At 49.7% G+C, this 14,671-nt stretch carries 10 protein-coding genes and 2 pseudogenes; 5 read left to right on the forward strand and 7 right to left on the reverse strand.

The window, feature by feature from the left end; translation table 11 throughout:
* The first annotated feature begins 111 nt into the window (after positions 1-111).
* Positions 112-1,212, forward strand: a complete 1,101-nt coding sequence (locus tag OZ656_RS02750; protein WP_379944924.1) for a three-Cys-motif partner protein TcmP — start codon at positions 112-114, stop codon at positions 1,210-1,212.
* 25 nt (positions 1,213-1,237) lie between these two features.
* Here OZ656_RS02750 and OZ656_RS02755 read toward each other — a convergent pair whose 3' ends face one another.
* Entirely contained in the window at positions 1,238-2,320 is a 1,083-nt protein-coding gene (locus OZ656_RS02755; RefSeq protein ID WP_379944925.1) for an IS630 family transposase, read from the reverse strand.
* 94 nt (positions 2,321-2,414) lie between these two features.
* The gene (locus tag OZ656_RS02760; RefSeq protein ID WP_379944926.1) at positions 2,415-2,735 is read right to left on the reverse strand and encodes a hypothetical protein; all 321 of its coding nucleotides are present in this window, start codon (positions 2,733-2,735) and stop codon (positions 2,415-2,417) included.
* Between the two features lie 103 nt (positions 2,736-2,838).
* Here OZ656_RS02760 and OZ656_RS02765 point away from each other — a divergent pair, with 103 nt between their 5' ends.
* The 3 genes from OZ656_RS02765 to OZ656_RS02775 all read left to right on the forward strand — a co-directional run bounded on the left by OZ656_RS02765 (position 2,839) and on the right by OZ656_RS02775 (position 5,810).
* Positions 2,839-3,588 (forward strand): DUF5131 family protein, encoded by a 750-nt coding sequence (locus tag OZ656_RS02765; RefSeq protein ID WP_379944927.1) that lies wholly within the window; start codon positions 2,839-2,841, stop codon positions 3,586-3,588.
* 47 nt (positions 3,589-3,635) lie between these two features.
* Positions 3,636-4,892 (forward strand): three-Cys-motif partner protein TcmP, encoded by a 1,257-nt coding sequence (locus OZ656_RS02770; protein WP_379944928.1) that lies wholly within the window; start codon positions 3,636-3,638, stop codon positions 4,890-4,892.
* Positions 4,893-5,426: 534 nt separating this feature from the next.
* Positions 5,427-5,810: a hypothetical protein gene (locus OZ656_RS02775; RefSeq protein ID WP_379944929.1), complete on the forward strand. Its 384-nt coding sequence runs from the start codon at positions 5,427-5,429 to the stop codon at positions 5,808-5,810.
* Positions 5,811-5,876: 66 nt separating this feature from the next.
* On the opposite strand, the gene OZ656_RS02780 is transcribed toward OZ656_RS02775, so the two are convergent.
* Positions 5,877-8,891: a Tn3 family transposase gene (locus OZ656_RS02780; RefSeq protein WP_008169784.1), complete on the reverse strand. Its 3,015-nt coding sequence runs from the start codon at positions 8,889-8,891 to the stop codon at positions 5,877-5,879.
* A 116-nt stretch (positions 8,892-9,007) separates the two neighbouring features.
* Between OZ656_RS02780 and OZ656_RS02785 the strand changes: the two genes are divergently transcribed.
* The gene (locus OZ656_RS02785) at positions 9,008-10,066 is read left to right on the forward strand and encodes a toprim domain-containing protein (protein ID WP_379944930.1); all 1,059 of its coding nucleotides are present in this window, start codon (positions 9,008-9,010) and stop codon (positions 10,064-10,066) included.
* Positions 10,067-10,548: 482 nt separating this feature from the next.
* On the opposite strand, the pseudogene OZ656_RS02790 reads toward OZ656_RS02785, so the two are convergent.
* The 4 genes and pseudogenes from OZ656_RS02790 to ltrA all read right to left on the reverse strand — a co-directional run.
* Positions 10,549-10,955: pseudogene (locus tag OZ656_RS02790) on the reverse strand (IS3 family transposase); the annotation flags it as partial.
* An 80-nt stretch (positions 10,956-11,035) separates the two neighbouring features.
* A pseudogene (locus OZ656_RS02795) lies at positions 11,036-11,194 on the reverse strand (group II intron reverse transcriptase/maturase); the annotation flags it as partial.
* Between the two features lie 194 nt (positions 11,195-11,388).
* The gene (locus tag OZ656_RS02800) at positions 11,389-12,714 is read right to left on the reverse strand and encodes an IS1182 family transposase (protein ID WP_053112091.1); all 1,326 of its coding nucleotides are present in this window, start codon (positions 12,712-12,714) and stop codon (positions 11,389-11,391) included.
* Entirely contained in the window at positions 12,638-14,146 is a 1,509-nt protein-coding gene (gene ltrA / locus OZ656_RS02805; protein ID WP_379944931.1) for a group II intron reverse transcriptase/maturase, read from the reverse strand. The genes OZ656_RS02800 and ltrA overlap by 77 nt, the downstream gene beginning before the upstream one ends.
* Positions 14,147-14,671: the final 525 nt, after the last annotated feature.

Here is a 14,671-nt window from a genome sequence, read left to right on the forward strand (position 1 = left end):
GTAGTGGCCAAACTCTAAGGCGGGATTGTAGGCTTGTTATCACCGCCAAGATGGGGTGTCTTTAATGCTGGCCTTGAGGGCTGAACTTTTCGGTAAAAGGAGATAACAGAAGTGCCGAAAAATAAAGAGATCGTCTGGGAGTTGGAAGAACATTCTTTAGGGAAACACCTGGTTTTTAAGAAATACCTCAATGCTTGGCTGCCAATTCTTTCTAAATGGCATGGGCGCCTTCTGATAATAGATGGTTTTGCTGGTCCTGGTGAATATAAGAATGGGTATTTGGGATCACCTATTATTGCATTAGAGGCTGCAATTTCTCACAGGCATCATGCTGTGAGAGACCAAGAAATTGTTTTTTATTTCGTGGAATCCAACAAAAAAAGACTGGAGAATTTAAAAAAGGTTGTTGCTGAAAAGTTTCCATCGCTCCCAGATAAATTCCAGGTTCGGTATGCCGATGCTTCATTCGATGAGGCAATGGATGATCTGCTTTCTTATGTAGAGGTACAGAATAAAAACTTGGCACCCTGCTTTGCAATGATAGACCCGTTTGGAGTATCCGACACGCCGATGTCAGTCATTCATAGGATCTTGAGAAACCGTAGAGCAGAAGTTTATGTGTCAGTTATGTATGAATTCATAAATCGTTTCCTTCATTCCAAAGAGTTTGCCCCTCACCTCACGGAACTTTTTGGCGGTAACGAATGGATGGATGTTCAGTTGATAGCAGATAGATCCGAACGAAAGAAGTTTCTCTATGATCTATACAAGCGTAAATTAAAGGAATCTCGGGCGACCAATGCCGTACACTTCGAGCTGCTCAAGGGAAATCGGCACGTTTACAGTATATTTTTTGCCACACAGTCGTGGAAAGGAGCCGATAAGATGAAGGCTGCTATCTGGGATGTGGCACCGTCAGGAGACTTTGTATTCCGCAGTGGTGGTGGACAAGAGCTCGATGTTACTTGTGTGGATTATGAATCTTTGATTGATTCGATTTCGGCACGGTTTGCTGGCAGTTGGGTTACTCCAGCACAGATTGCGGAGTTCGTCGGCTCTGACAACACCGTATATCATTCATCACAGTTCAAAAAGAATGCTCTTAAACCCTTGGAACAAAGAGGCAAGCTTGTAATTCATGACGATGATTTACCGAAGCGATCGAGGCGCTTCACCTATCGGAATGATATACGGCTGATGATTTTGCCCTAGCTAGTGTCCCGTCTGGGTAATCCGTTTATTTATTATCAATAACACTCAGCTTTGCTCGCGTCACTGAAGTCATAATCGATTCTGCACTCTTGTGCCAGCGGAACGGCTTTGCCAGTTTCTCATTATGAGTTTGGATAAAGCGACGAATCGCCTTCTTAAGTTCGCCGACACTGGTAAAAATGCCACGGTACAAAGCGCGGCGTTCCAGTTGACCAAACCAGCCCTCCACGGCATTCAGCCAAGAGGCGCTGGTTGGTGTGAAGTGAAGCTTGAACCGGGGATGCTTTTCCAGCCAGGCCTTCACTTCTGGTGTTTTGTGAGTCGAGCTGTTGTCCAGAATCAGATGAAGGTCCTGCTCTTTCGGTGTTTCTCGATCAATTTGTCGCAGAAAATCGAGAAACTCTTTGGCGCGGTGGCGTTGTGTAATGCGCCCAATCACTTCGCCGTTCAGGATATTCAGGGCCGCGTATAAGCTGGTCGTCCCGTGCCTCTTGTAATCGTGGGTACGGCGCTCGATCTGGCCGGGTTTCAGTTGCAGCTTTGGTTGAGTGCGATCCAGTGCCTGGATCTGCGTTTTTTCGTCAACCGACAGCACCAGCGCGTTATCCGGCGGATTCAGGTACAGGCCAACGACATCGAAAACCTTCTCAGCAAAGTCTGGATCGTTGCTTATTTTGAAGGTTTTCAGCCGGTGTGGTTTCAGGTCAGCCGCTTTCCAGATCTGATGCACTTGCCAGCGGCTAACACCGGCATATTCGGCCATCAACCGGACGCTCCAGTGGGTAGATCCCTTGGGCAGCTTTTTGACCGTGTCATCAAGAATAGCTTTAACCTTTTTCTGGTCCAGCTTTCTGGGTTGTCCAGGTCTTGGTGCATCCCGAAGACCGCTCAGACCCTGTTCGGTGTAACGATTACGCCACTTGAATACCGTGGCCGTCGTGGTTCCCAGTTGCTCCGCAACGACTTTGGGTGATTCACCGGAATTCAGGGCCAAAACGATTCGTGCTCGCAGAACAAGATTCTGACTCAGCGTGCTTGTTCGCAACCAGCTTTCCAGCTCGAGTTGATCGTTTACCGTAAGATTAAAGGGTGCTGGTTTCCGGGCCAAAACAGAGTCTCCGAGCTCGTAAATAATAGCTCGAATTATAGCGCACTTCCGCTTAGGAATTAACCAGACGGAACACTAGCTGCCGAGTGAGGTGTCAGGGTGTAGGTTTTTTTCTCGCCTCTCCGATTGCGCGAATACATTTAGCTAAGGCCTTGGCGTCTTCCTCTTCGCCATTCCAAACCTCGGACAAGGCTCCCATCAATTCTGCATTCTGTCGCGGATCAATTTCAGCATTGAGACCAACGAGCCGGCTAACCCTTTGAATTTTGGCAGTTCGTCTAGTCCAGTCACAGTTTAATATTCGACTGATAAGGGCTTGGCTCACATTCAGGTTTTTCGCGACCTGAGCTTGGGTCAGCTGATTTTCATGCATGTGGCTTTGAAGGGATGAGGCTAGCCTTTCAGGGTTAAGCATATTCAGATATTCGTAATTATATGAATAAGCGATTACAATAATATACAAAGGATGTAGATGCGATCTGTTTTTCTGTACAGTATGCCCTTATAGGGAGGCGATAATGAGCAATAGAAGCACCATTGAATGGACGGAGCACACTTGGAATCCAATGACGGGCTGCACGAAAGTGTCGCCAGGCTGCAAGCACTGTTATGCGGAAGAGATGGCGAAGCGGCTGAAAGCTATGGGAACACCCGGTTATGAAAATGGTTTTGAGCTCTCTCTTTTGCCCGACCGCCTGGAGCAGCCTTTGCGCCGAAAAAAACCAACGAAGTACTTCGTTAATTCAATGAGTGATCTTTTCCATGAAACTGTGCCAGACGCGTTTCTTGATAAAGTATTTGATGTGATCGCGCAAACCCCGCAGCATACGTACCAGATCTTGACGAAGCGCGCAGAGCGAATGGCTGATTACTTTAACTCCTGCAGAGCACCGCAGAATGCTTGGCTGGGTGTCTCAGTAGAAGATGTTAAGTATGGCGTCCCAAGAATCGATTATCTTAGGAATATCGATGCTGCCGTTAGGTTTTTGTCGGTTGAGCCGCTTCTAGAGGACATTGGGGCGGTAGATCTTGGAGGTATTCACTGGGTCATTGTTGGTGGAGAGTCAGGGCGTTATGCGAGGCCTTTGAAAGCTGAGTGGGTTGACCATATACAGCAGCAGTGCGAGGCGCAGAGTGTAGCCTTTTTCTTCAAGCAGTGGGGGACGTGGGGCTCTGATGGCAAAAAACGCAACAAGAAGGCAAATGGTCGAGAGTTCCAGGGAAAGGTTTGGGACGAAATGCCTCGGATTGCAGCAATAAACTTATAGCGATAAGCGTGCCTTTGGATGATGAGGCATAATACAAGGGTGGCTGGATGCCGAAAAAAAATGGTTACGACTGGTCTGATCTTTCTGCTCCTCCTGTTCTGGATGATCATAGTTCGGTAAAGCACGAAATTATTTGTGATTACCTTCGCAGATACATTTCTGTTTTTACAAAGAACCCCATAATTGATAATTTTAAAATAAACGTTATCGACGGCTTCGCTGGTGGCGGTCGTTATCGCTCCCCGGTCAGTTCTGAAATAATTCCTGGTTCACCACTGCTTCTCATGCGCACTCTCCAGAGCGCCGAGGCTGAGGTTAATGCGAATGGCAGGCGAAAACCGTTCGTTTTGGATGCAACCTATTATTTCGTTGAGATTGACAAACGTGCAATAGAGCAGCTGAGATTCGCCCTGTCTGAGTCGGAGTTGCCAGTTGAGAAGGTTCATGTCCTTCATGGCGACTTCTTGAAGCTTCTGCCAAAAATATGCAGTGATATTAAGAGCAGGAGTAGGAAGCCACGAAATATTTTTATTCTCGATCAGTATGGTTATAAAGATGTACCTCCGTCTGTTTTGAGAAGGCTATTTGAAACATTTCCAGCAGGTACGGAAGTGATTCTTACATTTTCTACAGATAGCCTTATAAACTATATGTCCAATAAGTCGGGTGTTACCAAGACCTTAAAGCGCTTAGATTTGGGTGGGATTCTAAAACATCCCGATTTGCAGGATGCCATAGAGATTAAACAAAGCCGTTTGTTGATTGAGCAGTTGCTTTATAAAGAAATCCAAAGCCAGTGTGGCGCATCATTTTATACGCCATTCTTTATTGTTTCTCGAAAAAGCAATCGTGCATATTGGCTGATTCATCTGTCATCGCATCCCACAGCGCGAAACGAAATGCTATTAACGCACTGGGGAAGCAAAAATGCTTTTGAGCATCATGGGGCGGAAGGGCTTAATATGATGCTCGGTTATGACCCGACGTTTGAAGCCATCAAAGATCAAAATATGTTTGATTTTATTTTTGATGATGACGCAGATAAGCGTGTATTAAACGCATTGACAGAGGAAGTTCCCCAATTCCTATCAAGTTCTGAATCGTTTACGGTTCAAGATCTGATATTTAAAACATGCAATAACTCACCTGCTACCTTAAGTCAGTATAAAAGTGCGCTTTTCGGATTGCAGCAGTCTAAGGTTCTTAAAATTTTAACGGATAATGGGAATGTGAGGAGGTCGCCCTCTTCTATATCGTTCGAAGATCAGCTTTTGGTAACAAATCAGCTTTATTTTCTTTTGTGAGGGTTTTGTAGGCTAAGAAGTGTGATTTATATTTAATTAAAAACTGAGGTGAAGGTGGAAATTTGGGCACCGATTATTTGGTTGGCCTGAAGAGGGAGACGGGGGTTGAGCTGTGGCCTTGGCTTGATGCTGATTATTGTGTGTGAAGACAATTTATTTTGCTCTCGACCTTTGTTCAGGACTTTTGGATTCTAGATTTTTAGGGTGTGGCATGCTCAAAGCTCTAAGTTTATGCGCTCCTCTAGGTATGCACAAATGACTACTCTTCTTTAGGTGTTGGGTAAATCTCCAGCTGCGCTCTTTTTTGGCTGAAAAAAGCCGGAAAATCTATCTTTATCAATAGCCTATACTATTGTTTCTCTATTGCTATCTGTTTCTGGTGAATGGTTGGTTAATTGAGAATTCTTCTAGTTGTTGCAGGCCGGCTTTGAGGTCGGTAATCTCCGCTCATGGTGAACAGCGCTCTGTCATCAGGTTCCAGGCTCGATTCGGGGCTTGGCTTTTATTGACTATCTACATTTATAGGGATGCTGAATGGAGCTGATGAACCAGCCCTTAACCGGGCAGCTTGGGAGCCGTCTGATTGAGTTACTTAAGGTGCCAGATTACCATACTCTTAACATCGTAGTCGCATTCGCAAAGAACAGTGGCGTCCTCAGGATAAAAGATTCACTCGAAAGTTTTAGAGAGCGAGGCGGTATAGTAAATGTCTATGTCGGTGTTGACCTTGGGGGGACATCCTATGAGGCTCTTACTGCTCTGCTGCTTCATACCGATTCGTTGAATGTTGTTCACTCAGAGAAAAGTCAGACGTTTCACTCAAAGATCTACCAATTTCTAGGAAAGGAAGAAGGCCTGGTGGTCGTTGGATCGCACAATCTGACCGCCGGCGGGCTGTGGACGAACTTGGGGTTCTAGGGATTTTCCGTCCAAAAACGACAAAGTGCTCTGGAGGCCTCTCTGGCCGTGGCCTCCAGAGGGGTATTACTTTTCCCTGACAGGTAAATATCCCTCGATTGAGCGCATAAGCTCCTCCAGTTCTGGCAATTTTTCGCTCAATTCGAAATGGTAAGTCCCCTTGAGGTTAATGTTGTGCCAAGCCACAGGGGAGGCCTGTTTGACGATTCCTATTCTATGGGCGTCTCCATGGTATTCGAAGCTGGTCAGCAGCTGACTGAGTATCCTGGAGTTGAAATAGATGATGGCATTGGTGACTAGACGAGCGCACTCATTCCATAGCTGGATTTCTTCGTCTGAACTGCCCCGGAACTGATCCCCATTTACGCTGCTCACTGCCCTACGCAGTTGGTGATAGGCCTCTCCACGATTCAGCGCGCGCTGAACATAGTTTCTTAAACTGGCATCATCGATGTAGCACAGTAGATAATTCGCTTTCACCAGGCGGTTGTATTCAGTCAGGGCTTCCAGCAACGGGTGATTGTGCTTGTATCCCGAGAGCTTTCTCACCAAGGTGGCTTGTGTTGTTTTCCGTTGTTTAAGCGATACTGCGATCCGTTGGATGGTATCCCAGTGCTGCGCAATTCGATGCGTGTTAATGGGCTTTTTCAAGCGTAGCTGTATTCTATGGTCTTTGTCTTCCTTGACATCAAACATGTCATTGATCACTTTACCGACCTGGGCATAGCGCGGGGCAAACTGGTATCCGAACAGATCGAGCAACGCGAAATTCACATGGTTCACACCATGGGTGTCGGTTGAGAGCACATCCGGAATAATGTCTGACGTATTGCTCATCAACAAATCAAAGATGTAGTGAGATTCATGCTCGTTGGCACCAATTACCCTGGCATTAATGGCCGTATGATTGGCGATTAGGCTCATAGCAGAAACGCCTTTTTGTGTACCGAAGTATTTCGACGAGTAACGGGTTTTGAACGTCTCGCGCCGGGCTCCGAACTTTTGGCCGTCGGCACTTGCGTGTAAAACATCCTCCTGGATGTTGTAGTGCCTGAAGATGGGCAGCTTGGCGGTCGCGTTATTGATGTTGTCGTTGGCATCATTCAAGGTTTCCAAACGTAGGTAGTTTGCCTGGATGGTGCTGAGCTGATCATAGGTACGATCAGAGATCTGTGCCATACCGTAAATGCCTTGATTGGTTGCATTGCCGACCAGAATTGCCAACAGATCATATTCATGGGAACGGCTTCTGGATTGGGAACCCAGCACATGCGCGAAGCAGTCTATGAAGCCGGTGTCACGATCCACCATGCGCAGTACATCCGCGACACCCGTTGTAGGGATTTGCTGGAAGAAGGGATTGTTGACCAGATGATGTTTGCTGGCCGAAGGTAAGCGCCAGAAGTGTTTACCCTGCGGATTGCGCAAGATGATATTCCGGTTGTCTTCCTGTTCAAGATATTCACCGACCTCGAATAAACGGGTATCCAATTCAGTGGCCATCTGCTTTATCAGTTTCTCAGGCTCTTTGGCCAAATCGGTTAGCTGGCTCTGTTGCAGCAGCGTATATTTATGTTTTCGCCAATGCTCCCCGTCGATCAGATCAGCATCAAGCGCCCGGTATTTAATGACTTCAGGCAGTGTTAGTTGGCCATTCAGGCGATCAGGAATCTGCTGATAGAGGAACCACTCATAACGATCTAACAGGATGTTACCGTCACGATCCAGCAGGTATTCGTGTACTTTTTTCGGTAGAAACCGGGTATCGGCGGTTTGCAATTGGGCCAGGGTGTCGATTTCGCCTTGTGCTTTCGCCAAGGCAGTCGCTAAGTGCTGAGTGCCATCGCTGCCTTCAAAGCGCAGACATCGAAATAACTCTCGCAGTAAACCTTTACGCAGGCTTTCTTTCTCGTCGTAGTATTGCCACATGGCTTCATCGACTGATCGCCGCTGCTCGTTCAAGAAGAGACATACCGATTCCAGATCCTTTTTGGCCAGGAGGTTCAGTGCTTTTTGTCTTACTGTTGCAAACGGTAGTTGCAGATCAATTTCGTCATCAATGAATAGATGGAGCACTTCGGCCGCCTTGCTGACATTTTTGGCCGCTTTTTGCCAATCCTGATACACCGCTTCTTTTGCGTACTCCTTTGCCTTCTGTTTGGTCTGCCTGACATGATGCACAAAACCATCGGCAATACGTTCGAGTGCTTGTTGCCATCGCGTTTGCAAATAGCACAACAAATACAGCCGTTGGTTGCTTATGGTTTGCCGTTTCAGTTTGGCGCCGTAGTAGTCGACTTTCTCCGCCAGGTGTTGTTGATTTTTCTGCGACAGTGAAAGCAGGCTCAAGAGCAGGTCCACTTCTGACATCCAATGCTGGATGTTGCGATAGACAACCAGCTCTTTCTCAAGTTCGGTTCCAGTGAAGTTACGAGCCGATTGTCGCAACTGCCGGAACGGTAGTGCACCTTCGCCGTTTACGAGATCCGCCAGTGCATGCTTAAGATCTTGTGACATTGCACGCTCAAGGCGGTTGGCCATGTCTTCCTGTTCATCTCCCACCACTTGACTGATGATCTTTTGCAGCGTGCTGTAGGCAGGGATCGCTATCTTCTGTCTCGAACAATACTCAATGGCCGCATCGAAGAGGTGTCTTGGAGCCGTCCAGGCTCTGGCTTGCTGGGATAAGTAGGCGCTCAACGCAGCTCCGTGGTCTTTGGCATTCCAGCGCTGGTAGTTGCAGAGTTGGAAAATACGTTGGTAAATCCGTTCGTTCTCTTTTGGCGTGAGATTAAAGGGTCTACAGCCCGGCCCTGGTAGAATGGTTTGATAAACGTATTTGAGATCCTGCTTGATCTGGTGGAAACCGGGATGAAGCACCGCCGGCTTGGCCTTGAAATAGCCCAGCAGTACAACCAGCATGTAGCGCTGACCCCGGTGACGTAGGCTTGTAGCGATAGCCAGTTCCTTATCGTTCAGCGAGAAAAAGAAGCGTTGGTCTGCTGAGGTGAAAGCGGGAGGTCCATAAAACTGTTCTTGTTCCGCCTCGGACAAGATTTGAACACGTTCATCGAATGCCATGGATTTAGCCTAAAAAGGCCAAATCTTACCCAATCAGAGCCAAAATAGGGATATGGAAAAAGTAATACCCCTCTAGAGGCCATAGATGGCGGGGCTTCCAGAGCACTTTGTCGTTTTTGGACGGAAAATCCCTAGAACCCCTCAGTGCTTTTTTGATACTGGCACCGGCACTTGAGCACGCTATCAACAAGCTGGGAACGAATGTTTCTTGCCCGGTCGATGGTGGTCTGGATGGGTTTCGGCTCTTCCAGGATGCCAACATTACCGGTGGTGGTGTTAAACAAAGTTTGCGTGTTATTCCGGAAGGAATTGACATGCTGATGTGGGTGAATGAGTGGTCTTTCACCAAAACCTACGACGAGCTAGAAGCTTTTCTGGCCAACAAAACGGTCGATGTTGGATCGGTAAGAACACCGCCGCCCAAAATCATCGATGAAACGAACCTACGGGTCTGGCTCAACCAGGTGTGGAAAGAATCACTGCCTTTGAGTGACCTGCAAGCGTACCCGGCTCGAATCTATTTCGATCGAAGACGGGTAAAAAAGGCAGCGATGGCCGCCAGTGACCTGAGATTTCATCCTGCTCTGAACTACATTGGAGCAAACGGTAAAATTTTGGGGCGCTACGGAGCACTGCTCGCCCTGGTACGCAACAACGACGGAATGCCGGTGTCCATACACCGAACATTCTTAACGAAAAGTGGTATGAAAGTTGATTTTCTTGGTCGCAAGAATGCCCCGAGAAAACTAACGCCCGCCGTCAACAAACAAAGTAAGGGAAGGCACATTCGCTTCTCTCGCATTGGTGTAGACTGTGTTATTGGTGTTGCAGAAGGCTTAGAAACTGCATTGGCGGTGACTGAGGCAACACAAATACCGGTATGGCCCACCATATCGACATCAATGTTAACGTCGTTTATGCCGCCTGACGGTGTGAATACGGTGTTAATTTTTGCTGACAAAGACCGAAACCTGGCAGGCGAGATTGCCGCAAACACACTCACGGAGCGTTTAGCAGAAGTGGGTATAAAAGCGATTACTCTTATGCCACCCACTCCGATTCTTGAATCGGATACCAAAGGTGTAGATTGGGCTGACCAGCTGCTACGGGATCTGACAGATTTCCGAACGTCCTGTTCACTGGTGAACTCCCAAGTCACACGCAAAATAGCTTAACCAAACTAATCTGCACACAAGGGAATTTCCTTTGTGTGCAGATTTAATACTTCGTAAGGGCGCGAACAATTCTCTGCCCATGCTGGCCGCATCCGAACAGGGACAAGCAGCGCCACTTCTGAGTCTTTCTGAGATGCCAACATCGTTAATCATGGTTGCCTGCCATGCCTAAACTCTTTGTTTCATGCACACTGACGAATGATCCCAAAAATCGGCCGACGGATACGGTGGTCGACGTGTCTCACACAGTATTGCCAGGCGGCACTCCTACGTTTTTAAAAGCCGCTATTCGTCCCTTATCAGAGCCCGATCCAAGCAACGGTTTCACCGGGCGAAGCCCCCACAAGTTGTAATACTGAATTTATTCGATCTGGAGGTTGTTTGGAGTGGTCAAGCACTTTGTGACAACCCAGTTAAGCAGCTTTCCTCAGTTCAACAGCGGCTGCTTCGTAACCCATCGGACTGATATAACCCAGCGTAGAGTGCAGCCGTCGACTGTTATAAAACATCACAACGTAATCCAGAATGTCCCGCTGTGACTCGATGCGCGTCTGGTAGCTTCGCCACTGCACACGCTCCTTTTTCAAACTCGCAAAAAAGCTTTCGGCGACCGCGTGTCCCAGCAATTACCACGCCGGCTCATGCTTTGTGTCATTCGATAGCGCCAGAGTCGTTGACGTAACTTTCGGCTGGCATACTGGCTTCCTTGATCCGAGTGGAACATGACTTTCTGCGGTTGACCACGCTGCTCCCAGGCGTGGTCCAGAGCTTTTACAACCAGGTTCGCATCCGGACTCGATGACATCGCCCAGCCAACGACCCGGCGAGCGTACAGATCCAGTACTACAGCCAGATAGCTCCATCGCTGGCCGCTCCAGAGTAGAGTAAGATGCAGGGCGTAGTCGAACTATCTCCCTGCCTCTCCTCTCCGAACCGGACGTGCACCTTTCAGCGCATCCGGCTCTCCATTTAAACGTTGGCAAATGCCATCGCGACTTCAGGAAAGCGAGAGGTCCACGTGTTTCTAAGTTCAGTCCTCAGGTAGGGATTACCCTCCGGAAGACGCCACCGGAATCGCTTCTTCCCGTGACCGACGAGTTGGTACAAGATGGCTCCACTGAACAGCCCTAGGGGTCTGCGCGGCAGAAGTATTTTGAGCAAGTGACCCCGCCGCGTCGAATCACAGTTCGGCCCGAGAACGTATCCACAATATCCAGCCGAATAGAGTCTCGATTCTCTCTATTCAGTCAGTCAAGACGGTTATCAGCGAATGCGTTATCGTAGTCCGATCACTCAGTACGCCCAAGGATCCCTCGGACCCTCTATTTCAGCCTCATCAGTGAACTCATCCGCCTGAGATTAAGCGACAGACAGACCAGATCCCATTCACCCTGCACGGCGTGAAGGCCCCGCAGACTGAACTGTCGGAAGCCCAGAACATGCTTGATCCAGCCGTTGACCGCCTCAACCAGATGCTTGCGCTGAGCGTAAACCGATCGCCCGGTTGCCGTGGCCAGCTTCCCGGCCATCCGGGCGCTGGCCGGATAACGGCTCGCGTCTATCTCTGAACTCTTCTTGCCCTCCCGACGCAGCGAGACATAGCCGTCGATGCTTTTGTCTTCCAGGGTCTGTAGATCTTCTTCTTTACGGTAACCCGCGTCAGCCAGACACTGATCCGGATAGGTTTCCAGAGTGTCTTTTGCCTGATCCAGCAGTGGTATCAGACAGCCATTGTCACTGGGATTATTGCCCAGGTGGTTGGCGACAATCAGCTGGAATTCACCATCCACGGCCAACTGGCCGTTGTAGCATTGCTGGAACCCGTCCGCCGTTTTCATAATCCGGCTTTGCGGATCGGTAAAATTGCTCTGATCCTTGTCATCCGGAACCCCATAATCCCGCTTGAAGTTCGGGCCCCCGCGAGGTGAGCGCCGATCATCGTCCGGGGACCGACCCCGGGCCTTGTCCCGCTCTTTCTGGTCTGCTTCCAATTTCTCTTTGGCGGCACGAATCTTGTCCAGCCGCGCCTGCCGGTACTGAAGCTCTTCAGGCAGTTCATCACCCCGGTTATCCGGGCCGAACTGTCGGTCTTCCGACTGGTCTGTCTGACGCGCCTGACGACAAAGTGCATCGATCTCTTTCGATAAACGATCGTCTTCCTCGCCCATGCGGCCATAGCTCATGGCCTTGTGCTTGCTGGCATTAGCCCGAACCTTGGTGCCATCAATCGCCAGTGTTCCCAGCGTGATCAGCTCCGCTTCCCGGGCAATCCGGACCACCTGAATAAACACGGCCTTGAAGGCAACCAAATGGTGTTTGCGGAAATCACAGATCGTGCGATGCCTGGGGAAGTTGCCTGCCGCCAGAACCCGGAAGGCCACGTCTTCTTCCAGCTTCCGGGCGATCTTGCGTGAAGAGAAAACGCCGGTGGCGTAGGCGTAGATCAGAACCTTCAGCATCATTCGTGGATCGAAGGGCGAGTTGCGTCGGCCGTTGCCTTCGTAGCGGGCATAAAACGCGCTTAAATCCAGCTCCTCGACGACATCACTGACAAAATAGGCCAGATGCCCCTCAGGCAGCCACTCGTTCAGGCTCGGGGGAAGAAGCAGTTCCTGGCCAGGCGAATACGGGCGGAAAGTGGTTCCCATCAGTCATCCTGTTGCTGAAGAATTTTGATCTATTGTGCCAGAATGTAGCTTCTGCCGCGCAGACTCCTAGGTTGGTTTTGCCATACAGCACCCAAGTCTTACTTTGACCCGAGGCTGGGGCCTTAAACCAATGGCGCATCAGTGGTTTGAGCCGAGAGCGATATTTGCGGCCCAGCCAATGGGCCAGTTTCCAGAACACGACACCATCGATATAGCTGAAGACTTTCGCTTTATAGTCGACGAACTGATAGAACGCCGCCCAGCCTTTCAGCTTTCGGTTGATGGATTCCACCATGTCGATTTTGCTTTCACTATAATTGCCTGACAGCTTGGCGGTTAAGGATGCTGCAAAGTTGCGTGCTTTATCTCGGGGGATCGTCGTCACCACTCGCATGCCGCCATAGCGGCTTCGCTTGCGGATGATACGATGGCCCAAGAACACGAAGCCGTCGTTTACATGGGTAATCTTGGTTTTATCCATGTTCAGTGTCAGCTTGAGAGTTCCTTCCAGCATCTCCCGACATTCTTCTCTGATCGCTTCTGCCTGAGCTTTGGCGCCCTTGACGATAACAACGAAGTCATCGGCATAGCGGCAGTAGGCGACAGCTGGCTTCCATTGCCGGTTCTCTCGGATAGCAGAGCTTCGACCAATCCGGATACTGTTGTTCCAGTACCATCGATCTTTCCGGGCCTTCTTGCCAAGGTAACGCCAGTTCAGGTGCTGATCGAATTCATGCAACATGATGTTCGACAGCAGCGGTGATATAACGCCGCCCTGAGGCACGCCTTCGCTTGCCGCTCGGAAGAGGCCTGCATCAATGTGGCCGGCTTTGATGAATCGCCAGAGAAGATTCAGGAAGCGTCTGTCCCTGATTCTGCGGCGTACAGCTTTCATCAGCAACCGGTAATGCACGGTATCGAAGTAGCTGGACAGATCCCCTTCGATGACCCAGCGTCCACGCGTTTCGTTATTATCCGTCAGTTGCAATTTCACTGTGCGGATGGCGTGGTGAACACTTCGTTCCGGTCGGAACCCATAGGAGAGTGCATGGAAGTCACTTTCCCACACGGGCTCCATCGCCATTAACATGGCCCGTTGAACGATGCGGTCGCGCAGGGTGGGGATACCCAGTGGCCGTTGCTTGCCATTGGCCTTCGGGATATAAACCCTTCGAGCCGGTAACGGGCTATAAACACCGGAGAGTAAATCGCTCCTGATTTGTTTGAGAATAGCCGGTAGCCTAGCCTGCACAGTCAGCTTGATCTCCCCGTCTATCCCGGGCGTGTTTGCCCCTTTGGAAGATAGGGTGAACCGAGCCGCCTCTGCGAGCCAGTCAGGCTGTGCTATCAGACGCAACAACCGGTCCACCCGGCGGGTGGGGTCGGCCGTTGTCCAAGTCGCTAGCTTGCGTTGCATTTCGCTGATTATCAAAGGTCTTCACCTTGTTTGGTCAGGTAGTTTGCTAGGCAAACACATTTAAACTGCTCCCCTTCGCCATGTAATGGGCTTTCCCCATCGCGGACTACTACGGGAGCTCCGCCAGTCAATTCGGCTTCGGGGTCATGCCCCTTGGCATCCGATATTGACCTTCCCCGGTTTACCTATCTGGACTCCAGCGTGCTGAGGAGGCTGCCCATCGCACTCTTTATCCTTGCTTGCCGCAAGTCGACAGGAAGCAGCAGTCCGATCTGTGATGGATACTGCTGTCCCGAAGCCCTAGCTACTAATTCAGGCTTCTTCGCTCGGCAGCGCTTACGTATCAAACTGCCTCACCTTCCTGTACGGCTTATCAGGTCACGTAAGCCGTGGTGACATTTCAACCCGCAGAGGCGGATGAATGGGTTCATGTTCTTCAGCCTTTCAACACTCAGCCTTGGGGGATCATCTTGGCTTAGTGACCTCGCCTCAACCCCCGTTGTCAGCGGGTTACATCACCCTGCGGGCATACCGCAGGTC

The sequence above is a fragment of the Marinobacter sp. LM1 genome (assembly GCF_042763285.1).
GTDB classification, from domain to species: Bacteria; Pseudomonadota; Gammaproteobacteria; order Pseudomonadales; family Oleiphilaceae; genus Marinobacter; species Marinobacter nauticus.

Excerpts from the sequence above, each read along its gene's own strand:
- OZ656_RS02760 (WP_379944926.1), bottom strand. The coding sequence starts at position 2,735 with ATGCTTAACCCTGAAAGGCTAGCCTCATCCCTTCAAAGCCACATGCAT.
- OZ656_RS02770 (WP_379944928.1), top strand. The coding sequence starts at position 3,636 with ATGCCGAAAAAAAATGGTTACGACTGGTCTGATCTTTCTGCTCCTCCT.
- OZ656_RS02775 (WP_379944929.1), top strand. The coding sequence starts at position 5,427 with ATGGAGCTGATGAACCAGCCCTTAACCGGGCAGCTTGGGAGCCGTCTG.
- OZ656_RS02765 (WP_379944927.1), top strand. The coding sequence starts at position 2,839 with ATGAGCAATAGAAGCACCATTGAATGGACGGAGCACACTTGGAATCCA.
- OZ656_RS02800 (WP_053112091.1), bottom strand. The coding sequence starts at position 12,714 with ATGGGAACCACTTTCCGCCCGTATTCGCCTGGCCAGGAACTGCTTCTT.
- OZ656_RS02780 (WP_008169784.1), bottom strand. The coding sequence starts at position 8,891 with ATGGCATTCGATGAACGTGTTCAAATCTTGTCCGAGGCGGAACAAGAA.